This is a genomic window from Vagococcus salmoninarum, assembly GCF_003987495.1.
Taxonomy (GTDB): domain Bacteria; phylum Bacillota; class Bacilli; order Lactobacillales; family Vagococcaceae; genus Vagococcus_D; species Vagococcus_D salmoninarum.
In genome coordinates this window covers 54,481-77,660 of sequence record NZ_NGJU01000006.1, presented here as the reverse complement: position 1 = coordinate 77,660, position 23,180 = coordinate 54,481, and the positions used below count along the sequence as shown (strand labels likewise).

Sequence of the window (23,180 nt, the reverse complement as noted above, 5' to 3'; positions counted from 1 at the left end):
TGCTCAGGGACTTATTTGACAAAGATATAAAAAAAGACCGAAACCCTTGGATACCAAGGATTCCAGTCTCTTGAATAGTCGGAAGACTATTTTAATGTAATAAGCTTTCTCTAGTCTGACGTAGTCTGAGGACACTTCGTAGCTTGTCGTTAAGCTGTTTCTCATTTTGAGTTATCTTAACTATTTCTGATAATTCTTGAGTAGTATGGTCAAAGTATGGTCATTTTTTCCTTTAAACTTCTTGACAACAAGAACAAACGTTCGTATACTTTAGTTAAGAAAAATAATCGGAGGTATACGATGACACTATTAGAATTTATTGAATACATGGAATCTGTTATGAGCAGTAAAGAAACTTTTTATAGCATATCTATGGACGATCAGCTCGCACGAAATTCCAGACGAAAACCTGCAAAACGATGGAATGAAGAAAAGATTGAACGTGCTATTGATATGCAATGGAAAGAATTGATGACCAATGTTTACGAAAAAGTTAAAGCTGAGAAAGGAAACTCACTTAAATCAGCATGGATTGAGTTTATAATGGCCGATGATTTTTTAGAACAACTTGACGGATCTATTGCAGAAATTGAATTTGATTAATTATAGCGAGGTGAACAAATGAAAACTTTAAATAGGATAGTAGTTAATCAAGATATCACATTCCTAAAAACTAGAGATCAAAGAAATGTATTTAAATGGAGAAAAAACTATTCAAATTTTAAAATTGTTTCTTCGACTTATCAAGGTATGGATCATGTTTCCATATCTTCTCCAACCAATAAGAATTTATTGACTATTGAACTTATGAAAGAGTTGCGACTAATATTTTTTCCATCAAATGAGATTAGTAATGTTCAACTTCATGCAAAGAGTGATACTTTAATACATAATGATGTATGGCACCTTTTTAGATCACAAGATGATATTATCGATAACGGTTTTGGTAGACTTTTTTAAGGAGGACTTCAAATGAAAACGAATCACATTGGTATTGTTGATAAAATTAGAGTAATCAAAACATTTCCTGACATGTTAGTTCGATTTACTCTCCAAACCAGTAAGGAGCAAGTCAACTGCATCGTGTGCAAAAAGGAACTAGCTAACCAACTTTTATTTTTAGAGGACGGTCAAACTGAAATTGCTTGTTTTGGCCACTTCAATAACAAGCAACAGCTAATCATTGATAAGATGACTATTCGTCACCCTTCTTCCTTCGTCAAAACTTTCTCGATGGCCCGGTAAGCGGATATGGAATTTACACAACAAATAAATGTCCCTAAAGACTTTTTCGCTCCTACATATTTACTGAAGAACACTTTGGCATTTAGACGTATGTCTTCCGAGGTAACTATTATAGAAGGGATCAAGTATAATCTATGGTCGTTTTCTAGCGTCAAAATTAATCATGGCGCCCTTTTAATACCTATCCAGAATGCCGATCATATCTTTATATTTACTTTAGAAAAACATGAAGATGTTTATACTGTCCCGTATCGTTTTACGAATTACCTTAATAAATTAGATGCTGTAGTAAGTGAGTTAAAGCCAAAAACATCACTTTATATACAATATTGATAAAAAAATAAGCCCCTATCCAATTAAGGATAAGGGCTGTTATTATGCAGTAAAATAATTAGTCAGACACCTCTATAAAATCTCATTCTACTTTATACTTATAGATTTTCTACTTTTAAAGTGTAATAACTATTTTTTGTCAAGTAAAATATGATATAATAAAAAAGAGAAGAAGAAGAAGAGGTGGTTTCTATGCTATATAGAGAAAAAATACTTCGTATTGAAAAAGAATATCAATCTCTAGAGTTAAAAAATAGAAATAAACGAACTGATTTTGTCAATAATCGAAAAAAAATAAAATCAGCTTTCGAAACGCAGAATAAAAGTGTTACGAAAAAAATTAATATGTATCGCTAGTTTCGAAGTAAACTGCGATTGGTCTTACATAATAGTCGCCTTTTTCCGCTAGTTCAAATTCAGAAAGCATTATGTCCATTTGAATAGCTGGGGCAGTCTTTAAAATCGTGTCAGTCGGCATCCCTCCTTCAGGGACAAGACTGTCACTTCTTTTTTGTGACATCACTACACCAACGATAGTAGCTTCTCTTGTGCTTATGCCACTAATTGTTAAAGATGGTATATTCATCCTGAGATTATCATTGCTACAAAAACCGATCAATTTATCTATTTTAACTAAAAAAGTTTCTGGAAATAAATAATTTGCATATTTACCAAAACGGGCAATATTATCAAATACTCCTCTATCAATCTCGTTTTCAGCGATAAATTTTTTTAGCTCATTTATTGCTATCCCTTTTTGAGAAGTGGGTGATACGTTGCTTGACTTTTTAGTCATATTTTTCAACTCAATTCGAGCTTTTTCTACTGACTCGTCTTCGCGGTGTATAAGTGAGATGTTTTCTTCTGTCGAACCGTTGTTTAGTTGTTCAAAATTAACGACATCTATAGCTCCTGTTAAGGAAACGAAACTCCCTTCCAAGTAAACCTCTTCGGAACATATCATTCCTTTTTCTATCATTCTATTTAATAAAATATCAAATGAATAATCGTGTAACGCGGTCTCTACTAACTCACTATTTTTACTTGAAAACACTTGTGAGAAAGTATCGATTTCTTTTTTATTCAAAGATCCATTAGTTTCCGCTATACCGGGAATACTTAACTTACCACCACCTTGCTGAGAAATTTCATTTCCTCCATTTTCGGAATTTGACTCTAGTGACTCTCCACCTGTCGTCATTTTTTGCAATAATCCTGAATCGATTTGGGCTAAATATGAATTAACCAAATTTGTATCCAAATATAAAAAATCTTTCATTACTGACCTCCATTAAACATGATGACTTAATAATACCATATATAAATAATTAATAGACACCTATTATAATGAATAATCACAACAAAAAAGCCGTAGTTCTCAATTAAGAGGACTACGGCTTTTGCGTTATAAAAATTTACTCTTCATCAGTTACCAACATTTGCTCAACTAAATGTCTAATCCTCAGAGGTACGTCCTCAATTGTCCGGTCACCTAACAAAACGCTCTCACAATAAAAACTAGCAATCATATCCATTTATTTACCTCCTAGCAATTTGTCTGACAGTTCTAACGTGGCAGTTTTAAGGTCGTCAAATAAAGTCTCAATGTCGTAAGGATTGATTGAGTAGTCAGTGGCTTTTTCTCCAAATTCAAACTTTAACCTAACATTAGGATCTCGTTCTTTTCTCGAAGCATATATAACAACTGTGTAAGCTCCTTCGGGGATGTTTGAGGTAATACTACCTATGTTGCCAGTTGACAAGTCTGCACTTTGACTTAAGAAAGAACCATCTTTGTTATAATAGCTGTATTTACACCCATGTACCTTGGTGGGGATTACAAAAACTGTCCTAGTTATTTTTTTAGCCTTGCCTATCAATATCTTATCTGTATAGGCGTAATTGGAAAAAACGCCTACACTACCGTCAGAGTTGATTAAACCTACGTTGTTTTTATACTTATCAGGCGCCCATAAATTAGTCCCCACGTAATTTATATCATCTACAGCTTTTTTTAGTGCTTGTGCAGTAACTAAACCGTCACTCTCTAACAATTCTTGCATATTATTCTTTGATTCGCTTAAAAACAAATTAAACTCTTCTTGGCTTTCATCAATTGCTACTGCATATTTAGTTTCGTACTCATCAGCGATTAACTTGATTTTTTCTAAAGCGTCTGAAAACTCTTTAACATAGATTGTATCTAGCTCTTTAAACTCACCGTCAATCATAGATTTCCGCATCTTAAAGTCGAAATAACCGACATCTAGCGTTTTTCCATCGGTAAACTCGATGTAAACACCACATTCAACTCGGCCTACGTAGCCTAAAATTTGAGGCGGAATCTCTAACTCTGCGATACCTGATTCATTGTCATTTACAGTCATTTTATAAATTAAATGCTTGTAAGTATCGTTATCTTTGACTCTCATAAAAATTCGGACGGTATCATCATTTGATACTACCAAGTTTTTATTGTCCTCGCCTAGCATTTTAACTAATAGATAACCCGATTTATAATCGTGAGAATAAAACTCGAATCTTGTATTTTGAGTTAACTTTTCAGCCGCGGTAGCTTTAAGATTGACTACCGCACTTTTTAAACTGTCATTCATGATTTACCTCCTTTTATACAAATCTAACTTAAATAATTTTAGTAAGGTTTGATAAAGTCGTCTCTCAAAGTAATGTATCCACCTGCTCGTAATTTCCCGACTGGCACACTACCTTTGATTTGGACGATTTCGTCGATGATAAACCGACTACCTTTTTTAGTGATTAAAGTAGAACGGTTTTTGCGCTCTTTATCGTTGTAAATTGATAGGTCTTTAAGCGCTTCGTATTTCCCTTTTTTGTTTCTGTATTTTACTTTTGCCACAGTTGCACCTCCATCCATATATTTATTAATTTGACTGATATAGTAATCTTTAACGCTGTTTACTGACTTACCGTGCAAATCCCAAGAACGGTGTGGACAAGCTGTCGCAACGAACTCGCGATGTAATTTAACAGTGTTACGATTAGCTTCAAGACCATAAAATTTTAAATCCTCAGCGACCTGTTTAAACGTTGCTTGTTCGTTAGCTAAAAAGTCGGCGTCGCTTGCTCCAATTGACTGGCAAACCTCGTAACCGATGTAGTTTGCGTTACCGTCAACGTTAGCGGTGTGCCATGCTTGATTAAAAGTATCCTCTACTCGTGCAACTGTATTGCGATCAATGTAATAATGAGCAAAGCCGTTCGTAAGTTGGCTGTTATTCATTTTTTCTAAGGCTGATACGTAATGCTTAGCTGTGGCGTTGATACTACCGGCATCATTGTGTATCACGATACCTTTAACTTTACCTTGACGTTTGCCAGCGACTCCACGACAGACCGATTTATTAATGATTTCCATTTTTATTCCCCTTTCCGACTTGGATAATCGTCACTTTGATTAAACTTAGCGGTAGATGTTTGTAACAACGCCCCTAAAAGTACGCTGACAGCTGGCAACACAATCAATGCCGTATTAGTAAAAGACCAACCTAAGGGCTCTCCCACTGTGGAAATAAAGACCGTAACCGCCGGCAACGCAATCAGCGCTACCCATTTTAAAGTGTCGTAACTATTGTTTTTTAATTTCATTTTATTTTCCCTCTTTCTTAGTCTTTAATGTCTAACTCATTTACCCGGTTGTATAAATTGTCACCAGTGCCGTTACCACCTTGCTCTTTGTAGCTCTTGTAAAGATATTCGAGGTTATCTAGCTCCTCAACTGTGACGTAACCTCGTTTTAAATACTCACGGCAATTACGGTAAACTTTATCGTGTAACATTGATACGCTAGATCGCTCTTGCACCTCTAACGATTTTTGTAATATGATTAACATTTTTTTCATTTCGGTAATATCGTTCTCGTTACTGGCATCGCGTTTATTTTTATCAGTGATTCTTTTGATAACTGCTTTTGACATGTTATAAAAGAGCTTAAACACCCCTACTCCCACAAGGGCAAAAACAACACTATTTATTTCCATAACCTTTTCTAACACACTTTGCTCACTCCTTTACTCAAAATAAATAGCGACTAATCAACTAAGATTAATCGCCTTGTTATTATCCAACATAATACCTATGATTAATACTGACCCAGCTGGTGCTCTTGTCCCAGTCAAATCCTACCGTGAGTTCGCCTGTGGTTAGGATGTCCATTGTCGTAGGATAGTTCTGTGACGACCCAACCCCCCGTAAAAATCCGTCGCACCAAACGTGAGCCATCTTAGGTGTTGCCCATTCCGGTAGATTGCTTAAAAAAACTTGTCCTTTAGTTTTATTCGTGATATTTGAAGCATCAATTTTAGCATCTATCAACACCCAACCTTTTGATTCTTCTTTTAGTCGCACATAATATTGATGTGATCCAATTCTAAAAGAATCGTTTACATTCGTTGTATTTTCCGGCGATGCTTCCCACATTCGGTCGTTAGCTTGAGATATATCACTAGTTATAAAATCGACTCCATAGGCCGTTGCTTTTTGTATACTATCAAGACTATTGATTGTATAAGCGTTGACAGCTATACCATTAGAATGTGCTTTTTTCACTTTTTCTTGAGTAAGCCCATTTACGCTGATATCTGCATCACATCGACCTAACTCTAAGATTTGATTGATAACACTGTCGTCCAATGTGCCTGATAAAAATTGCAGGCGCATTTCTGGTAACCTCAGTCTAACCTCCTGCAAAGCTGAGTAATCAAAAGATATGACATAGCCGTAATTATCAGCTCCAGCACTTGAGATAACTTGACAAAAGGCATCGTAATTAGCTGCCGAGCCTAGTGCTTTTATTTCGATAAATGGCACTGTGCCATTCTTTTGCATAACTGCCAAAAATTCTTCGAAAGTTGGAACAAGTTGCGAAGCGTAGACACTGTTTAACATCAATGGTGTCTTTAGTTTAAATGATCTAATTTGAGCTAAGGTTAATTCGGACACTGCGCCTGTCCCGGTTGTGGTGCGATTAATAGTCGCATCATGCATGCACACAAACTTGCCATCTTTAGTGGCTCTGATATCCGTCTCGCAACCATAGTTTTTGTTGCTAGCTTCGAAAGATTGCAAACTATTTTCTGGATAAATATTAGTGCCTAAATTGTACCCTCTATGCATCACAAAATGCGGGAATACATCTTTTTTTATTAATCTATTACTGTATTCCACCTCTTTTTTAATCGCATTTAGTTGTGCTGTTGTAGGCGTGTCTAAAGGGCTGATTGAGTAATCAGTAGCTTTGTTGCCTAGCTCTACTTTGATTTTACCGCCAAATTTATTTGGAGCATCTAATTTTATAAATGCTGTAGTCTCACCGATGGCTCTAAAATACTCCCCTATTGTAGTAGTTGATTGTGACCGCCTAGCAATAAAATTCTTACTCTTGTCATACTCTAAAATATAGATAGATCCCGATGTCATAGGGTTAATAACATTAATCCAAATTTTTTTAATTTGATTAACTGCAATATAATCAGTGTAGATATAATCTTTTACATTTGTGTCTAAAATGCCGCTAATGTTATAAAAACCAACATTATCCTTATAAAATTCAGGTGCCCAGAGGTTAGTCCCGACATAGTTTAGATCACCAATTGTATCTTTAACCAACGCAACTTCAACTTTCGTGGCTAACTCATTTGTGTTCCCTATTTCTTCCCAACTGTTCATTAAATCGTTAAATTCTTTTGTACTATTTTCTATTGCTGTTTTATACTTATCTTCGTATTCATCGGCAATTTTTTTTATTTCTGCAACGGCTTGAGTAAATTCGTGGACGTAAATTTGAGATAGCCCAGTTAACTTATTATCTATTTCAGATTTTTCCATCATGAATTTAAAATGACCAAAATCATGAGAATGATCTGTAAAATCAAGGTATACGTGAGCGTGCACCTCGCCCGAAAACCCTAAAATATCTTCCGGAAACGTGAAGCTGGCCTTCCCTTGAAATTCACTATCAATAACCAAAGGATAGATATATTTTTCATTATTTGGTTTAAAAAGTAACAATATCCTAGGTTTGCTATCGGACAAAATTAATGGGCAATCCATTTTGCTAAATTCGAAATTTATCTTATACGACTCATTGTCATGGGACCAAACAACAAGCTGACTATCCTTCATCTTGTCGATAGATGGATTTAATATGAGCTTTTGTGTTGATTCTTTCTTCATAATTTCCTCCTTAATTTAAATTACTATAACTTCCCTTATACACCACTGATTATTCGGGGATGCGGAATTGCTATCGTGACCAGTAAGTCTCCCAAGATAGGGATAAACAACTTTCATTGCCGCTGGATCAGACATACCAATACGATGATTCATACCTGCGTGTGCTTCAATTCCCGCTTTAGCTATGAATTCATGTTTAAAATGATAATCTCCTGGTCCTACACTTGTTTCACCGTCTCTTTCCCACCTGCTGAAAATGATGATTATTCCCATTTTCATTATTTGGGAGTCCCATTCAATAGTATTGCTAGCTTTAAAATATGTGGCTCCTTTATAAACCACTTTTCCCGAAACGTTTGTCATTATGTCTATTTCTGACTTCCCGTAAACGCCTAATTTCTCTGGAGTTAAATCGTGTGGATTTTCTTTATCTGCAACATGATTAGATAACACGTTAGAGTTACTTGTTGTTATACGCCTCAAAGCACTAATATCAGAGATAATCGAGGTGAAATCTCCATTATTTATTATTTGCTCGAGTATATCTTTAATCTGCTCAAATTCGTAAATATAATTACCTTGTCTGATGTTTTGACAAGCTCCCGGTATCACGGTGTATTCAAAATTAGCAGTCGAATCACTCACGCCATCTTTTTCAAAAGAAAAATAAGCTGATACTTTTCCTATACGCTGATAAAAGCTTGCGTTAAGTGTATAAGTAGCTACTCCTGTTCCATAATCAAACGCTGCTAGATCACGAGCGATAATATTATCCTCAAACATTACGTTTAAAAATACAGAATATCCGTTAATATCATCTTTAGAAATATTATTCTCAATTATTTCGGCTACGAACGTTTGTGATTCTTTGTCACCTTGTCTAACGCTTATCACTCCGACATTATTTGTCGGCTCAGTTGTACTTAATGTCATATTGTAAACACTCATTTAAAGTCTCCTTTCTTATCCAAAAATATATGGCCTTGGATTTTCAAATCCGTCATTCGTTTGCGGCCAAGGTGCATTCATAATTTGGAAATGACAATGCTCTGCTGTACTTGGCCCTGTCGTCCCCATATTGGCGATTTGCTGACCTTGTGTAACGATGTCTCCCATCGCTACTCTTACGCTTGAATTGTGGGCATAACCGGTGTATTTGCCGTTAGCATGTTTGATTACAACGTATAATCCATACCAATCCGGATAATTTCCCATTACTACTACTTCGCCATCCATCGATGCATAAATCGGAGTATTAGGATTACCGTTAACAAAATCCATGCCATTGTGGAACTCTGTCGGATATGGCGGAAACGGACTTGTTCTATATCCCCACTCGCTAGTAACAGTAATAGGCGCTGAAATTGGGGGGATAAAGTTTCCACTCACTTCAGGCGCTTTTAAGTCTTTAAATTTGTTGTACCAATTTCTTGCATAACCTTGTCGTTCTGGATGTGCTGCTGCTGGTCTTTCAAAGTTAAGCTCAAAAGCTAAAGCAGCATTTTCAGGACTACTTTCAGATTTGAATCCATTAACTGTTGTCGGTTGTACTGCACCAATCCATTGCCCGTTGTACATGCACCAATCAATTAATTTTGATTGAGCGATCATTGTTCTGTAATTATCTTTAATGTTAGCAGCCGCCATCAGCGTTATAACGTATTCTCTACCATTCCAAGTAATCACCCCAACTAGTGGAAAAGCTGACCCGTCCCATTGCACTGAACCATACGCTGGGCCACCTACTTGTTCAGTATCAGGATCCATCGAGTTTCCAACTTCGCCTTGAACGTTTCCGAGTATTCCTGCGGCTGCGGCCGGACTATATCCTTTACTAATTAAATATATCCATAGCTGCCATGCAAATTTATCGGCCTGTGATGTCACTTCGGGTGGGTACTGGCCATTCCAACCTCCACCGCCACCTTGTCCGCCAGGAGTTACTTCTTTTCCGCCGACAAATAGCTTTCTTGGTACGTGCAAATTGCCGTCTCTTAAAGAAAATCCACTCGTTGCATCTTGGAAGTCTATTCCTTTTTTACAATACAATGTTAATGGGGCTGCCCATTCTGATAAGTCTCTATATTTTTTTGATGGTAAATATATTCCGTCATTGTCATCATTTGCAATTTTTATAAAATCTCCACCATCAAGGCCAATAAAGAGAGAACGATCACTAGCCTTGACATCTGCAATCCAACTAAAATTGTCGCCAGTTGTTCCTATTTCTCCGATAGGGTCATTCCCTCGCCAAAATTCCAAGCCTTTTTTTGTCAATTCCATTATTCTAATATTGCGGTTCCATATTTGCAAAGCACCAGATACTAATCTAAGTGCATCGCCAACCTCATTGAACGAACCCATAAATACATCGGCATTAATCGTTCCTGTTTTGATGAAATTCGCTACAAATGTTCCATCTAAAGTCCAAGCTGATTCAAATTTCCCGTTTATACCAGTACTTGAAAATCCAATTCCAGATTTATTAATTCGTAAGACTTGCTTAGCTGTTTTTACATCTTTTGTATCCATAATCAAAATATCTGATGGTTCTTCCTTTGGCCACATTACAACATGTCCACCGTTATTGCCGGTGATCATGCTCGATACATAGTCTATAAAATCACTCATATAGTTTTTGCTTGATTTATTCTTAAGCAACTCTTGAACTTCGTTTTTTTGTGATTCGTAAAACGTATACTTCGCATCACCGGCTGTTAACCTTAATACTTTTTCATTTAAACCGTCATACTCTACCTTGATAATTTGTGCTTCAACGTTCATTCTGAATCCTTCATGAAATACTTTGAAACTGTCACACAAATTCATTGTTCTAAAATCTTTGAACTTATTTGTTTTATCACTTACATCAAGTTTAAGTACTTCTACTTTAATGTTAATTTTGGGTTTATCGCATCCTGGATTTATTGATTTGAAGTAGTTTTTTGCAATCTTGTTCAAGCTCTTTAAATCTGTTACGCCTTGTTCCTCTGTGAACTGCACCGGGTTTGAATAAACCTCTCCATAGTAATTTGAAACATAATCACTATCGACGATATCTCCAAAAATACGTTCAGTTTTTCCTTCTTTATTCTGCACATCTGCATATGGAGTTATACTAGTTACTAAATTCGTGATATCAAAGTCTGCTTCTAATCCAGATAGATTTTTCCGGTATCTAACCGTACAAACATTGTCCCTCCCTCTCTTTCTTAAAAGAGAAAGTTTAAATGGTTCGTGTTTTATTTCACCACCCCAATTTTGTAAAAGAGATCCACTTTGCCCCGCTACACAGCTAATGACTTTAGAGGCTTCAAGATAAGTACTCGAAGTTGTTGTAATATCTGAATAGAGTTTAACGTCTGATTTTCTATCCATATCTTTCTCAAGTAAGTTCATTGCTTCTTGCGCAGTTTTGCTAATAATTTCTACTCGCTTGATTGATCTATTACCTAATTTAAAAGTGCGACTTTTTCCGTAAATAATTAACTCGCCTGTGCTCATACTCTTATATTCTTTATTAATGACAAACACTTGATAATCATCTTCATCATTCGATTTACCTTTTATTTGATAACCATTTTTTAAATACTCAGCATATTTAGTTGTGTGAGGAATAGTTAGCTTCATTGTAAATTGACCATTCCGTTCTTCCGTGGTAATAAAGGAAGTTGTGTCATTTAAAAAACCTATCCCCGCGTTTTCAAAGTTGCTACTATCTGGATTATGTACTGTCGGTATCATAGTTTAGTTTGCCACCGTCCTTTCACTTCAATCTTGCTAACTGCTCCTACCCAACTAACTTCGTTTTTACCTGGATCAAAATACGGCATGTAGTTACTTTTGAATTTATTATTTTGGTTAATTAAAATACCTGCATTTTCTTTATAAACTTCTTGGATTTCAGGGTCTGCATTAATAATAATATGTTCGTTAATATCCTCAATTTTAAGTTGACGACCATTAATTAAAAGTGTAACGGATCCATTTCCATATATTTTAATCTCAGGATCAGATGAATAACGTTCATTATTATATATTGTAAATGGTCTATCAAAAGTAATAACATCTTGACCTCTGATTTTTAATTTAAACGGTTTGGCACTCAACGAAAAAGAAAAAGGAACTGCGAGCATTGTATCTCGAGTTCCTGAAAATATTGGTTCATCCGTTACTATCACTTGATAAATAAATTCTTTATCCCAGTACGGTATAAAATCAACGTATTTACCACGAGTATCTAAAAATTCTGTAATTAAATCTTCAATGTTTTGGATGCTTTCATAACTATTTACACGATAAAAACAGTTTAATTTTATCGGAACATTACGGTAGTATTGCTTATCGAATAATATAGCACCATTAACACCAGTGCTCTCTGTTAATTCTACTACTCGCTGAGCTTTGTTTTTTGGTGGCCGTTCTCTAATATACACTGGAAATTCTTCACTAGAACGACCATTTAATTCAAATATTCCATCTAATATATTACCCACCTCCAAAAGCTTCATTTTGTTGTCTTTTATCTTCAATCAAGTAAACAATTTCATCTACCATTCGTTCAAGCATTTCTCGTGGCAAATCACCAAATGCTTGTAAGTGTACATGTATTTCGTCCCTAGAAGGCATATTTCCGATTGTTTCAGCAACAGCTGCTCTGACGTAACTCATCAAATCAGATATTGGCGCAATCGCTTCAGGACCAGCTTCACCACCGCCCATTAGATTACCACCGTTACTCCCGAAAATTGTAGGCTTAGTCAAAATTCCACCTTTAGCAAACCAATCTACTTTCAATTTTGGAACTGACATTTCTTTTAATGAAAATTTTCCTTCCAAGCTAAATCTTGGCATCTTAATTTTGGGAAGCTCCCATTTAAAATCAAAAAACTTAATAATATTTTTTACTGTACCACTTACTAAATCTTCAATCCATTTCATCCCTTTGTTAAACGCTTCTTTAAAGCCATCAACAGTCCCACTGATGCTATCGCCAATTCCACTAAAAATTTTACTGGTCCATTTCCCAAAACTTTCTAACTTCTCGCTGAACCAGTCAGTTATTGCACCCCAATTCTTAAAGATGAGTATAATAGCTGTAACTACTGCAATCACAGCTAAAACAATTGCTATAATAGGTAACATTGTTGCCATAAGACCTCCCAGTGAAAGTCCTGTTGCTGCTAACCCCATGTTTAAAGCTAAAATAACAGGCAGTAGAGCACTTATTCCTACTAATATCCCACCTATCACAACAATGATTGTTTTTACTGGACCGGGTAACGCCGAAAAGACATCTGATAGCCCTTTAATGATTGGAATGAATATGTCTAACAAAGGAATAACTCCTTCCGCAATCATTCCTCCAAACTCAGACATTACTAAAGTAATGTTATTCATCGCAACTTGTTGTTGATCAATAGGGTCTAATGTATCCTCAAACGTTTGGGATACTTTGCCCATTGAATTCTCTGCCACGCCACCTAAGTCATTTATTTCCAAAGCTCCTCGTCTGATTGCATCAGACATAACACTTGCGCCTTTTGTTCCGAAGACCTCACTAGCAATCGCTAACGCTTCAGTTTCACTAGAAGCATTTTTAATTTCACTTTGTAAGTCTCCTAATCCATCAACAAGTGAGACGTTATCTTTAGCAAAAACAACAGAGGCTTTCGACATATAACTTAATGCCTTTGTAGAGTCAATACCATTCTTTTCAAACTGTCCAATTAGCTGTGCACTATCAGCAAAGGTTAGCCCTAGTTCTCTGAGCTGTGGTGCGCCTTTAACCGTAACATCAAATAGTTTATCAACTGACTGTCCAGTATCTTGAGCGACCTGAGTAACGGAATCTAAAACCATTGCAAGATCACCATTTTCCAGTTTATACGCTTCAATAGCTCGTTTAGCATTTATAGAAGAATTAGTAACGTCAGTTCCGTTGATTTCAGCAAACTTAATCATTTGATCCGATGTTTTTTCAAGCTCATCACCAGTAAAGCCGAATTGTGTATTAAGTTCTCCAATTGCAGAACCAACTACCGTAAAATCATCTACTGGCAAAGAAGAAACTAGACTATTGTATATCTCTTCAAAACCTTCCATAGCTTCAGTTGTTGCCCCTGTTTTAGTAACGATAATATCTAGCCCATCATCTACTTCCCGAAAGGCATCTTGAGCATCGGCAGCGAACTCTTTGACTTTTTGACCCACTTCAGCTAATTTTTCACCCGCTTCAAGTAATGCACCTGATTTAACGGTGTTACCTAGTTCTTCTAAGCTAGTAGATCCCTCATTCGCTTTGGTTGAGATGCCATCCAATTCCGATTTGACATTTTCGATAGCTTGACCATCGTCAACCTTATCTAAAGTTTCCTTCATTACCTTAACATCAACTTCGCTACCTAAAGCTGATTTCCCGATTTTTATTAAAGCAACTTCCATATCGTCAGCGCTTGCTGTACCATTTTTTATTGCATTAGTTAATTTACTACCTAATACATCTTGATAATCTTCTACAGATGAACCAGTTGCTTTAAACATCGTATCCAATCGACTTGTATTTTGATTTAATCGATCTTGCTCTGATTGCACATTTGAAAGCTGACCTTTGTAGCCATTCAGCACTCCTTCAGTCGCTTCAATTTCCCGTTTAAATGCTCGGTATTGTTCCTCGCCTATTTCACCTTTTTTGAATTGATCCTCAACCTGCTCTTGAGCTCCCTTTAGGCCGTCTAGTTTCTTAGAAGTTAATTCAACTTGTTCACCTAATAATTTTTGTTTTTGAGCAACTAACTCCGTATTTCCTGGATTGAATTTCAATAGCTTTTCAATGTCTTTTAATTCTTTTCCGACTTTATCAGATTCACTGGTTATTCCCTTTAAGGATTTATCTAGACCTTTCGTGTCGCCATCAATCTCTACCGTTATGCCTTTTATTCTGCCAGCCATGGATTTCCCCCCTCCCTAAAAAGAATCAAAGTCAGATTGTGAGGCACGACGTTGACTCTCTTTTTTGGTATTTTTTTCAGAAACGTATTCTTCGGCATAGTCAATCGCTCCACCTACAGTCAAGAAACCTAGCTCATTAATATCAAGACCTACTTGCTTGCAAATGAATAGATAGGATTCCGTTGTTAATATTTCAGAACTTCCAGAGTTCTCGTCTTCGTTTATCGTTTTTTTTTAGTTCTTTGAAGGAGTGAAAAAAGCATGTCTTGAATTTCCGGAAATATTTCATCCAAAGGAAACTCACTAAATTCTTCTAACCAAGTGATAGGTTCCTTAATTTCACTATTTCCACCTTTCGCTAATATCCAAATAATATTGTAAAAACAATCAAAATCAATATGAGCAATATCCTCGTATGTCATATCATTTAGGTTTTGTTGCTTGTCACCAAATATCTTGTTCAATTTTATGATTTCTGCAAAAAAATCCTTTCTAAATTGCTGTTTAAACAAAATTGGTGTAGCGGCTGTCGATTTTAATTTAACTTCACGGCCGTCAATATTAATGATTTTTTCCATAATTAAGCACCTGCCGTTTTTTCGTATACTTTTTCAAACCAGTTATCATATACTGTAGGTGTCGTTGTTTCTTTAGTTTTTGTTTTAACTGCTTTATCAAATGGACGAGGTGTTGCATTAAAGTTTAACTCTGTGGTGTTAGGACTTTCTTTACCAGTAGCGCTACCAAACGACGTACGGTTAGCAGAACAATTGTATAGTACATGGCGTGTTGCATTCTTATCGCCTTCAAACTGAAATAATAGTGCAAAAGGACTTGTTTGTGCACTTGAGACTTCTGTTTGAACTTGATCATCTTTATCTACAATTTCGCCTAAGATATCAACTGAAAATTCATCTGGCATCAATGCGGCAACAAATTTCCCTGTGTACCCTTTGTTATTCGGTGAAGAGTAATATACAATATTATCTGCTTCAAATTCCATCAAATCACCATTAGTGTCGAGTGATAAAGATACTGCTCCGGGATATCTTTTAGGCGTTTCATAACTAATCTTCCCATCCAAGCCGACTGTCGCTTTTGCCCAATAACAATTTTCCAGACCGAACTCTACAAGATTTTTTTCTTTATTTTCTACCATTTTGTATGCTCCTTATAGTTGTATTTCATAAGCTTTTAAATACATTTTTTCACTTTCGATATAACTTTCATAGTTATCGAATGGCAACTTATGATCATTTAATATTTTTTCTAACTTTTTTTCTTCTCTAATATTTTTTAAATTTGAATACAGTTCAACACGAATGTTTTTTATACCATAATATACCTGATTATCAGCCCTAAAATTATCACTACTGCTATCAAGGTAAAGAATATAGGGTAGTTGAGGAACCTGTCCTGTTTCCCAGTGGTGATAACCGACTTCTAGTCCTGTTAATTCAAGTACTTTTTTTAGGTCCTCAAATTTCATTGACTTAACCTCTTTTCTACTTCACGTTCAAATTTTTCAATCACTTTATCATGAACTGGTCCGATATGTGGCAATGGCTTACTTCTACCGCCATTCCTTAACGCATGAGTATTTTCTAACAAGTGTGTCAATTGATAGTCGGTTTTGTTGTGGATAACAAGACTTGTTCCAATTTTAGAGACTGTCCAACCTTTTGCATATTTTCCCGTTGCACCGACGGGGCTAGAACTTTTTAGTTCCTCAGCGGCTTCTTTGGAAACTTCGCCCTTCAGTTCATCAAGACTTTTTTCGACTTCAGATGTATACTGACGTAATGATTTAGCTATTTCATTCGCCAGCTGAGTCCCTTTGATTCCCATCTTGATGCACCGCCTTTGCCTGAACTAATTTTCGTTGGCAGGTTAACTCTAATCGGTCTCTGTCCAGCGGATAAACTCTAATAATATCGTAAACAATTTCCTCTAAAATTAGTGAAGTTTGTTCTTCGTAGTCGTACGGATGAATAACTAATGATTTTGTTACTGTAATTCCGCTTTGGCCGGCCGTATAAAACTCAGAACGTGAAATCGGTTGTTCATATCCATAGACTTCCTCTTGTTTCAGAATAGGTATTTGATTACCTATATCATCTTCGATAAAATCAGTAGCAGCTAATAAGTTTATATCTAGGTCCCACAGTTCTTCATGCATCACTGTCCCTCCCATTAGCAATCACGAGATTGTGCAGCCGGAATTGTAAATTACGTGGGCACGCCCCTTCACCTCTAGAACGATATCTCCACGCTGAATAATCAACTACAAACATTAAATGCTTGTAGTTGTTATCCTCTAAAATAATTCCTTTTTCATTTATTAGTTCTTCAATAACACTTTTGATGATTGCAGTAAGGTAGTCATCGCGATTACTTTTCTTGGTTCCTAAATTTACTTTTAGTAAAGGTAAAATGATTTTTTCCATTACTCTTTATCCTTTTTCTTTTTTAATGTTCCTTTTTCTACTTGGGCTTTTTTCGTTTGCTTATTTATATGTTTAATAAGAACTTTCCCTATTTTGTTTGTTTCAGAGGACAATTCTAACGCTCGTTCAGGTGTAACGGTAAGCCCCTTACGCGGAAAAGTAGCCCCGACCGCGTATAAATGGTTACCGTCTTCTAAATCTTTAAACGGAAAAATAACTTCATAGGTCATTTGATTAAGCACCCCCTACATCTGGGGTACCTTCGGGCACAGTTCCGTTGATTTGTACAAAGAAACCAGCGTCAGGGTCTCCTTTTGAAATACCAAAACGAATTCCGGTTGCTACATACTCACCGTAAATTTTGTCATCTGCCCACTTAGCACTAATTTCAGCTCTTTTCGGCATAAGAATAGCCCGTTTAGAATCCCCAATAAATGCTGTTTGAGGGTTATAAACAGGCGCTTCAGCCGTCCCGGTATTCACTTGTAATTGCTCATCATCCACAATGTGTACTTTTTTATTACCAATTACACCATCACTCGCTTTAGTAATATCCGGCTGCAATAAGTACTTACCATCTTTATCTTTTAAAGTATCTAAAATGTGGAAGAAGCTTTGTGTCACAATTAGTGATTTGTCGTACCCGGTTTTAAGCTTCTTGTTTAAGATCTCTTTGAGTTTGTCAACGATATGATCTGTGGCAGCATTAATTTCTACTTTTGTAAAATCTTGAAATTGTTTTGTGATCAGGTCATTAGATGTATTTTCCCGTTGCTCATCAGCATTCGTATTAACAATACCTACCAAATCAGCCTCAGTATCATCGATAGACTCTTGAGAAATTGCAATCATTCCGCGGTAAGTTTGTACTTCCCATTTTACAGGAATAAATTCGGGTTTCGCTAAATCTGGGTTTTGCTGTAATTCTTCAACGGTATGCATTTTAGCTTTAGAACGTTTTTGCATTTGGTAAGTACCTGATGGGTTCTTTACTGGAAATACCGTCACAAATTGGGATAAATCCGTTGTGCTGTCCAGTTCTTTACGTGGTTTATAATCTACATCTTTAGGTATTAATACGCCAACATCATCAGACGTAAGGTTATCTCGTTGAACTTTCCCTTTGGTACGTAAAAACTCGTTTGCTGCTTCACGCTTTTCTATTAATTCTTCCTTAGTTCTTTTTGACATTTTTTTATTTCCTCCTCGTTTTTCATCAATCGGATCATTAGATGGCTCTTTATTTTCTAACGTTTCTAGTTCCATTTCTAAAGCGGTGATATCTTCTTGGATCGTCGCTTTTTCTTCTTTTTTCTCATCTAACTCTTTTTCTATCTCATCGATTTGTTCCTCGACGGTCTTAATTTCTTCGTCAGTCACAGCTTCATCAATTGCAGCTTCAATTTCTGTTGCACGTAATTCTAGCGCTTTTTCTGCTTCTAATGCCGTTGCTAAAAGATCTCGTTTCTGATTAATTTTTTTATTTAACATGATTTGCTTTAATGCCATTTATAATTCGCTCCCTTAAGTTATTCTTTTTTATTTCCAAGCTTCGTTTTGACAGCCGGTTAATGTCATTCGTTCTTGCTTCAATTTCTGTTTGTGGATATGCTGGAAAAGTCACACAACTAACTTCAAAAACATCGACTTTTTCTAAAAAAAATTTCATGCCGCTGTCACGCTTCTCAGACGATTCTTCTGTCACATAAAATCCAAAACTACAGGCATCAATATCACCACGTTTAACTTTTGCATATACTGACATTGCTTCTGGATCGCTTCGATTAATTTCTACTTTTCCATAAACGCCTTTCTCGTCTTCTTGCAAATGTAATGTTCCATTACTAGTACGACCTAATACTGATCCAGAGTCATGATTAAACAAACATCTAACATCATTTTGTTTTAAACTTTCTCTTGCGGCCCCTTTTGCAACTTCTTCAAAACATCCTTCAAATAATTCTGTTTCTTCGCCATACCTAATAAAATATCCTTCAAGATATAATTTTTCATCTTCTGCCGTTTCTGCAGCCCTAAATTCTGATTTGAAATATGCGGTTCTTTTTTCTAGTTTCAATCTTCATCACCACCTTTCAATTTTTTTTGTTTATCAAGGTCTTGTTGTTTTAAGTAATTTTCAAGGACTAGTAGTTCCTCCATTTCGGCATCTGGCGTTAGGCCTACCCAATCACGAAGTTCATTACGTCTCATTGAATTTCGATCTATCATGGCCGTTCCAGCTGCAACCATTTCTGTTAAGTTGTATGCATATAAGCTCCTAGGATTTAATTTAAAATACATTGTCGGACTAATTAACAAATCTCGTGTTAAGGTCTGTGCAATGATTTGAGCGATACTCATGATTCGTGTATCTATCCAATTGTTATGTTCTGATTGACTAAATGTCCCTACTCCCAACAAAAATGGCGGAACTCCTAAGAGACCTGCTACTGTTTTTTTATCTAATTCAACTGACTCGTTAATTGCAATATCTTTCAATGTTAAAGGTTTAACTTGTTGGACTTCGAGTAATTCCGCTGGTATAATCCAGGGCTCTCCCGGTTTTGACTCACCAAGATACTTATTCTTTATTTGTTCACGACCAGCATTGCTCGCCATTTCTTCACTCAGTGCATCAACTTTTACAACAATATTTGGCATATACTGACCTGACATGAAACTATTTTTAGTCTTAGTAGCTTGCTTAAGGTTCTGAACTAAGTCACGTAACACTATGCGATATCCTGTGCCTCTGTATGGGTAACAAGGATCAGGGTTAATCGCAAAATGAATAACTTCATCCGGCTGAAATACAACTCCATTGCAATTAATTTCATATCCATCATCTAAATCGTTATAGCTTATTGAATCCATTCGTAGCGGTTTTAATTGATCAATCAAACCATTTTTCATAATCGGTAATACTATGGAGTTTCCATCACCATACAAAAGAAGGTCAGAACAAATTTTATATATCCAATTTTTTCTCGTCATGTAACTGTATGGATTAACGTCAAGCTTCCTTGACAATTCATTTCTGACACGTTTATCGCCTTTTTCAGTATTCTCCATCAAATGTATTGTCATATTCGACACCATATCTGCAATACGATCTGTTGCTATTCTGACATCAGGGTTATCCGACAAACGAGAATAACCGGGTGGAAACATAAGCCCCGGAAAGTCTGCACTTGATAATATCAGCGGGGAACTCTTATCGCCTACCGTGCTTCTCGTTTGACTTTTATTTCTATTTTTCTTTTTTGACAAATTCTCACCACCTTTCAAATTAACTGTTTTAACGATTCATCCACTTATTCCCCACATCACCTAAGGCCATGTCATCTAACATTTGACAGCAACTAAATACTCCAGCATCGAATAAATCAATACGTTGTACCCCTCCATCACCATCAACTTTGTCATACATGATTTGGTCATCTACTTTTTCTACTGCTCTAACATTCTGAACGCAGTACTCAAAGGCTTCTGAGTGTACATAATAAAACTCTTTATTCTTTGCTTTCACTTCGATATGTCTAAATCCTTCTGACTTTTTCCAATAGTTTTGAGGTTGATCTACAATTTTAAAACTTGCTTTTCTCATTTTCAAAAAAAATTCTCGACCAAATTTTTTATCGAAACCAACCATTTTTACCTTGAATCCTTTTCCACGCATTAAAATAAACCATTTAACAATATCATCAAATAAAACAGTTGGCGTATTACTCATCGTCAACCACCCATCTTCTTTCCAACCGAATAACGGAATACCGTCTTCTTCTGCCTTTTTTGTTGCATTAAGTATTGGGAAGAAAGCATGTGTGATACAAATATCGACACCTTTGTAACTACCATATAAAGCACCAGCTGTTAAATCATGAAGTTTGGATAAATCAGCTCCGCCATACCAATTAATTGGAAGTAATGCCAATTCTTCTAATGTCCAATTGTATTTTCTATCTGAATTTTTGAACTCTTGAATATCAAAATATGACGTCATTGCATTTGTAAATATGTTTAATGTTTTATTCAAATACTCTGTTTTAAGTTGTGCTTCATTCATTGCTTGGGCAGCATCAGATAACAAATCTTCCAAAGTTACTGTTACCCCAATACTCGGTGTACACATTTCTAACACTTCTGGATCGTCCATTGTTGTTATCTCGCCTTTAGAATTGATTATATTTCCTTCTTCGTCTTGATCAGCTTTACAGATGAAAATGAAATATGAATCATAAGCTTTATCAGTGATTGTGCCATTTAAAACTTTCTGTAATGTTTTTAGTCGACTTGCTAGAAATCCGTCTGGAATGTCTCCAGCTGTTGAAATCCCAATTAGTAATTTATTACGGTAGGCTTTCATTGCATTTTTCATTAGCGTGTAGCGTTTAGCCCCCGCACGTTTCCACGAATGTAATTCATCTAATACTAATCCGTTACAGTTTAATGAATCCAATTTATCTTCTTGATTTGCTATGGCGTAAATATCACTAGTGCCATCCCCAAAATCAATTGAAACGGAATGTTCTTGGTTATTGTCACGTATTCTCAGTTTTTCGACATCTTCTTTTAATTCTTTCACGTTATCTACTATAAAGTTAAAACATTCTAGAGTTTGCTTAACCGAGTTTGCTACAATGTATGATTTAGCTCCAGATGTTCTATCAAGCGTATTTTTAGCAAGTGTTAAGGCCGCACTAAAAGCCGTTTTCCCTTGTTTACGTGGTAAGAATATCAGAGCTTCATTAAATCGTCTTATTTTTTGTCCTTTTAAAAAGAAGCCAAACAGATTCACACAAACAAAGACTTGCCATTCAGTTAATAGCAATGGTTTACCTTTAAACGATTCTCCGTTTTTATCTTCTCCCTGAACATGGTGCATAGTAGTTTGTATGAAATCTATCACAAAATTAAACTGATCTTGTTTAAAATCTAAATCATCACGTTTTAAATCATCTATAAAACGTTGACAAGCATATACTCTATCGATATTTGCGAGTATTTTGTTTGAAACAATATCTTCCGCGTACTTCAGAGCAACCCTAAAGTGGGGAGAAGTTATTCCTTTCAAGTTCATAGACTCAAGAACCTTGCCCCTGTTTCTCTAACAGAAGTTGCAGCGCAGATTTTTCTTTTTTTGGTTGCTCTATCTCTGCATTGTACGTTTTAGCGTTCAGCATTAATCGATCTGAATATGTACCTATGTCTTTTCTCAAATTTTCTAAGCTTGCGAGAATGGGCGACTTTTTACCACCACTTTTTTCAGTTTCGATTGCAACTTCAAACCCAGTTCGTTCAAATTCACGACTTAGAAAATTGTACTGAAAAATCATATCGGCATATACTTCAATTATTTGATTATATTGTAGTTTGTAAGTGCCAAGCTCTTTCATATATTTTATTGTTCTCCGCTTAATCGTATCTCTTTGGGGAATATTTTTACCCATTTCACATCACCTTCTTTCTTTATGGAAATATTTTTTCAAAATCCTCCCGCACTTGGAAAAAGCTCCCTTCCCCGGTACCCTAAACGTTATTTTTTAAAACTTATAGGTGGGGGGGCTTCCAAATTTATTTTTAAATTCTGTTTCACGCCTTTTTTGCCATTTTTCTCCCAATGCTGTTATCTCATTTGTCAGTCTGTCGTGCATCTTGTTATGATATTTATTAGACATACAAATAAGGTTCCAATTGACATAGGCGAGATCTGGATATGTATCTAGTGGGAATATGTGATGAACTGTATCGCCTTGGATTCCTGGCCCATACCTCTTTGACTCTTGGCATGTATACTCGTCTCTTCTTAAAATAATATTTCTCTTGTTAATCCAACGTTTGTTTTTATAAAAGGGTTTAGTTTGTTTCATAAGTTACCTCTGCCCCATAGAAGCTTAGGAGCCATTTGCCGAATCTCTCCTGCTCGTCTACTGTCGTGCTGTGAGCTAATGTGTAAACGTACAAATCATCGCCTTGCTTATAAGTACTTAA

The 23,180-nt window shown here is 36.0% G+C and carries 26 protein-coding genes; 3 read left to right on the top strand and 23 right to left on the bottom strand.

All coding sequences use genetic code 11. The features are described 5' to 3' along the window. Positions 1-300: 300 nt before the first annotated feature. Genes CBF35_RS05410 through CBF35_RS05400 form a run of 3 tightly spaced genes read left to right on the top strand, consistent with a single transcriptional unit; the run spans position 301 to position 1,245 of the window. On the top strand, positions 301-603 hold the full coding sequence (locus CBF35_RS05410) for a hypothetical protein (RefSeq protein ID WP_126778951.1): 303 nt from the start codon (positions 301-303) through the stop codon (positions 601-603). Between the two features lie 18 nt (positions 604-621). After that, on the top strand, positions 622-960 hold the full coding sequence (locus tag CBF35_RS05405) for a DUF7694 domain-containing protein (RefSeq protein ID WP_126778950.1): 339 nt from the start codon (positions 622-624) through the stop codon (positions 958-960). Between the two features lie 12 nt (positions 961-972). Next, on the top strand, positions 973-1,245 hold the full coding sequence (locus CBF35_RS05400) for a hypothetical protein (protein ID WP_126778949.1): 273 nt from the start codon (positions 973-975) through the stop codon (positions 1,243-1,245). A gap of 673 nt (positions 1,246-1,918) precedes the next feature. On the opposite strand, the gene CBF35_RS05395 is transcribed toward CBF35_RS05400, so the two are convergent. The 23 genes from CBF35_RS05395 to CBF35_RS05285 form a co-directional block, all read right to left on the bottom strand. After that, positions 1,919-2,857: a DUF6414 family protein gene (locus CBF35_RS05395; RefSeq protein ID WP_126778948.1), complete on the bottom strand. Its 939-nt coding sequence runs from the start codon at positions 2,855-2,857 to the stop codon at positions 1,919-1,921. Between the two features lie 256 nt (positions 2,858-3,113). Then, positions 3,114-4,193 (bottom strand): BppU family phage baseplate upper protein, encoded by a 1,080-nt coding sequence (locus CBF35_RS05390; protein ID WP_126778947.1) that lies wholly within the window; start codon positions 4,191-4,193, stop codon positions 3,114-3,116. A gap of 38 nt (positions 4,194-4,231) precedes the next feature. Beyond that, on the bottom strand, positions 4,232-4,975 hold the full coding sequence (locus CBF35_RS05385; protein ID WP_126778946.1) for a peptidoglycan recognition protein family protein: 744 nt from the start codon (positions 4,973-4,975) through the stop codon (positions 4,232-4,234). A 2-nt stretch (positions 4,976-4,977) separates the two neighbouring features. Further along, positions 4,978-5,205, bottom strand: coding sequence for a phage holin (locus CBF35_RS05380; protein ID WP_126778945.1), 228 nt, complete (start codon positions 5,203-5,205; stop codon positions 4,978-4,980). Between the two features lie 17 nt (positions 5,206-5,222). After that, entirely contained in the window at positions 5,223-5,612 is a 390-nt protein-coding gene (locus tag CBF35_RS05375; protein WP_126778944.1) for a hypothetical protein, read from the bottom strand. Between the two features lie 64 nt (positions 5,613-5,676). Then, positions 5,677-7,791 carry a glycerophosphodiester phosphodiesterase family protein gene (locus tag CBF35_RS05370; RefSeq protein ID WP_126778943.1) on the bottom strand — a complete coding sequence of 705 codons (2,115 nt, stop codon included), beginning with the start codon at positions 7,789-7,791 and terminating at the stop codon, positions 5,677-5,679. 15 nt (positions 7,792-7,806) lie between these two features. Continuing rightward, positions 7,807-8,739, bottom strand: coding sequence for a BppU family phage baseplate upper protein (locus CBF35_RS05365; protein WP_126778942.1), 933 nt, complete (start codon positions 8,737-8,739; stop codon positions 7,807-7,809). Between the two features lie 15 nt (positions 8,740-8,754). Beyond that, on the bottom strand, positions 8,755-11,535 hold the full coding sequence (locus tag CBF35_RS05360; RefSeq protein ID WP_126778941.1) for a phage tail spike protein: 2,781 nt from the start codon (positions 11,533-11,535) through the stop codon (positions 8,755-8,757). Continuing rightward, the gene (locus CBF35_RS05355) at positions 11,532-12,287 is read right to left on the bottom strand and encodes a phage tail protein (protein ID WP_126778940.1); all 756 of its coding nucleotides are present in this window, start codon (positions 12,285-12,287) and stop codon (positions 11,532-11,534) included. Before CBF35_RS05355 ends, CBF35_RS05360 begins: the two co-directional genes overlap by 4 nt. Further along, positions 12,280-14,742, bottom strand: a complete 2,463-nt coding sequence (locus CBF35_RS05350; RefSeq protein WP_126778939.1) for a phage tail tape measure protein — start codon at positions 14,740-14,742, stop codon at positions 12,280-12,282. Before CBF35_RS05350 ends, CBF35_RS05355 begins: the two co-directional genes overlap by 8 nt. 221 nt (positions 14,743-14,963) lie before the next feature. Further along, complete coding sequence (locus tag CBF35_RS05345; RefSeq protein ID WP_126778938.1) at positions 14,964-15,320, bottom strand: hypothetical protein; 357 nt, start codon at positions 15,318-15,320, stop codon at positions 14,964-14,966. A 2-nt stretch (positions 15,321-15,322) separates the two neighbouring features. Then, positions 15,323-15,901: a major tail protein gene (locus tag CBF35_RS05340; protein ID WP_126778937.1), complete on the bottom strand. Its 579-nt coding sequence runs from the start codon at positions 15,899-15,901 to the stop codon at positions 15,323-15,325. A 12-nt stretch (positions 15,902-15,913) separates the two neighbouring features. Continuing rightward, positions 15,914-16,231, bottom strand: a complete 318-nt coding sequence (locus CBF35_RS05335) for a hypothetical protein (protein WP_126778936.1) — start codon at positions 16,229-16,231, stop codon at positions 15,914-15,916. Further along, positions 16,228-16,590, bottom strand: a complete 363-nt coding sequence (locus tag CBF35_RS05330) for an HK97 gp10 family phage protein (RefSeq protein ID WP_126778935.1) — start codon at positions 16,588-16,590, stop codon at positions 16,228-16,230. Before CBF35_RS05330 ends, CBF35_RS05335 begins: the two co-directional genes overlap by 4 nt. Beyond that, on the bottom strand, positions 16,559-16,921 hold the full coding sequence (locus CBF35_RS05325; RefSeq protein ID WP_170174718.1) for a phage head closure protein: 363 nt from the start codon (positions 16,919-16,921) through the stop codon (positions 16,559-16,561). Before CBF35_RS05325 ends, CBF35_RS05330 begins: the two co-directional genes overlap by 32 nt. Continuing rightward, positions 16,914-17,189: a hypothetical protein gene (locus tag CBF35_RS05320; protein ID WP_126778933.1), complete on the bottom strand. Its 276-nt coding sequence runs from the start codon at positions 17,187-17,189 to the stop codon at positions 16,914-16,916. The genes CBF35_RS05325 and CBF35_RS05320 overlap by 8 nt, the downstream gene beginning before the upstream one ends. Next, on the bottom strand, positions 17,189-17,419 hold the full coding sequence (locus tag CBF35_RS05315; protein ID WP_126778932.1) for a hypothetical protein: 231 nt from the start codon (positions 17,417-17,419) through the stop codon (positions 17,189-17,191). The genes CBF35_RS05320 and CBF35_RS05315 overlap by 1 nt, the downstream gene beginning before the upstream one ends. 4 nt (positions 17,420-17,423) lie before the next feature. Next, positions 17,424-18,698, bottom strand: coding sequence for a phage major capsid protein (locus CBF35_RS05310; protein WP_126778931.1), 1,275 nt, complete (start codon positions 18,696-18,698; stop codon positions 17,424-17,426). Further along, complete coding sequence (locus CBF35_RS05305) at positions 18,670-19,266, bottom strand: HK97 family phage prohead protease (RefSeq protein WP_126778930.1); 597 nt, start codon at positions 19,264-19,266, stop codon at positions 18,670-18,672. The genes CBF35_RS05310 and CBF35_RS05305 overlap by 29 nt, the downstream gene beginning before the upstream one ends. Continuing rightward, on the bottom strand, positions 19,263-20,459 hold the full coding sequence (locus tag CBF35_RS05300) for a phage portal protein (RefSeq protein WP_244922567.1): 1,197 nt from the start codon (positions 20,457-20,459) through the stop codon (positions 19,263-19,265). Before CBF35_RS05300 ends, CBF35_RS05305 begins: the two co-directional genes overlap by 4 nt. A gap of 28 nt (positions 20,460-20,487) precedes the next feature. After that, the gene (locus CBF35_RS05295; RefSeq protein WP_126778929.1) at positions 20,488-22,269 is read right to left on the bottom strand and encodes a terminase large subunit; all 1,782 of its coding nucleotides are present in this window, start codon (positions 22,267-22,269) and stop codon (positions 20,488-20,490) included. A gap of 4 nt (positions 22,270-22,273) precedes the next feature. Further along, positions 22,274-22,639: a P27 family phage terminase small subunit gene (locus CBF35_RS05290; RefSeq protein WP_126778928.1), complete on the bottom strand. Its 366-nt coding sequence runs from the start codon at positions 22,637-22,639 to the stop codon at positions 22,274-22,276. A gap of 93 nt (positions 22,640-22,732) precedes the next feature. Then, positions 22,733-23,059, bottom strand: coding sequence for an HNH endonuclease (locus CBF35_RS05285; protein WP_126778927.1), 327 nt, complete (start codon positions 23,057-23,059; stop codon positions 22,733-22,735). Positions 23,060-23,180 lie beyond the last annotated feature (121 nt).

Coding starts and splice junctions, on each gene's coding strand:
- CBF35_RS05345 (WP_126778938.1), bottom strand. CDS start 15,320: ATGGAAAAAATCATTAATATTGACGGCCGTGAAGTTAAATTAAAATCG.
- CBF35_RS05395 (WP_126778948.1), bottom strand. CDS start 2,857: ATGAAAGATTTTTTATATTTGGATACAAATTTGGTTAATTCATATTTA.
- CBF35_RS05290 (WP_126778928.1), bottom strand. CDS start 22,639: ATGGGTAAAAATATTCCCCAAAGAGATACGATTAAGCGGAGAACAATA.
- CBF35_RS05405 (WP_126778950.1), top strand. CDS start 622: ATGAAAACTTTAAATAGGATAGTAGTTAATCAAGATATCACATTCCTA.
- CBF35_RS05320 (WP_126778933.1), bottom strand. CDS start 17,189: ATGGAAAAAATCATTTTACCTTTACTAAAAGTAAATTTAGGAACCAAG.
- CBF35_RS05380 (WP_126778945.1), bottom strand. CDS start 5,205: ATGAAATTAAAAAACAATAGTTACGACACTTTAAAATGGGTAGCGCTG.
- CBF35_RS05330 (WP_126778935.1), bottom strand. CDS start 16,590: ATGGGAATCAAAGGGACTCAGCTGGCGAATGAAATAGCTAAATCATTA.
- CBF35_RS05385 (WP_126778946.1), bottom strand. CDS start 4,975: ATGGAAATCATTAATAAATCGGTCTGTCGTGGAGTCGCTGGCAAACGT.
- CBF35_RS05390 (WP_126778947.1), bottom strand. CDS start 4,193: ATGAATGACAGTTTAAAAAGTGCGGTAGTCAATCTTAAAGCTACCGCG.
- CBF35_RS05370 (WP_126778943.1), bottom strand. CDS start 7,791: ATGAAGAAAGAATCAACACAAAAGCTCATATTAAATCCATCTATCGAC.
- CBF35_RS05340 (WP_126778937.1), bottom strand. CDS start 15,901: ATGGTAGAAAATAAAGAAAAAAATCTTGTAGAGTTCGGTCTGGAAAAT.
- CBF35_RS05315 (WP_126778932.1), bottom strand. CDS start 17,419: ATGACCTATGAAGTTATTTTTCCGTTTAAAGATTTAGAAGACGGTAAC.
- CBF35_RS05310 (WP_126778931.1), bottom strand. CDS start 18,698: ATGGCATTAAAGCAAATCATGTTAAATAAAAAAATTAATCAGAAACGA.
- CBF35_RS05295 (WP_126778929.1), bottom strand. CDS start 22,269: ATGAACTTGAAAGGAATAACTTCTCCCCACTTTAGGGTTGCTCTGAAG.
- CBF35_RS05350 (WP_126778939.1), bottom strand. CDS start 14,742: ATGGCTGGCAGAATAAAAGGCATAACGGTAGAGATTGATGGCGACACG.
- CBF35_RS05285 (WP_126778927.1), bottom strand. CDS start 23,059: ATGAAACAAACTAAACCCTTTTATAAAAACAAACGTTGGATTAACAAG.
- CBF35_RS05335 (WP_126778936.1), bottom strand. CDS start 16,231: ATGAAATTTGAGGACCTAAAAAAAGTACTTGAATTAACAGGACTAGAA.
- CBF35_RS05360 (WP_126778941.1), bottom strand. CDS start 11,535: ATGATACCGACAGTACATAATCCAGATAGTAGCAACTTTGAAAACGCG.
- CBF35_RS05400 (WP_126778949.1), top strand. CDS start 973: ATGAAAACGAATCACATTGGTATTGTTGATAAAATTAGAGTAATCAAA.
- CBF35_RS05365 (WP_126778942.1), bottom strand. CDS start 8,739: ATGAGTGTTTACAATATGACATTAAGTACAACTGAGCCGACAAATAAT.
- CBF35_RS05325 (WP_170174718.1), bottom strand. CDS start 16,921: ATGCATGAAGAACTGTGGGACCTAGATATAAACTTATTAGCTGCTACT.
- CBF35_RS05410 (WP_126778951.1), top strand. CDS start 301: ATGACACTATTAGAATTTATTGAATACATGGAATCTGTTATGAGCAGT.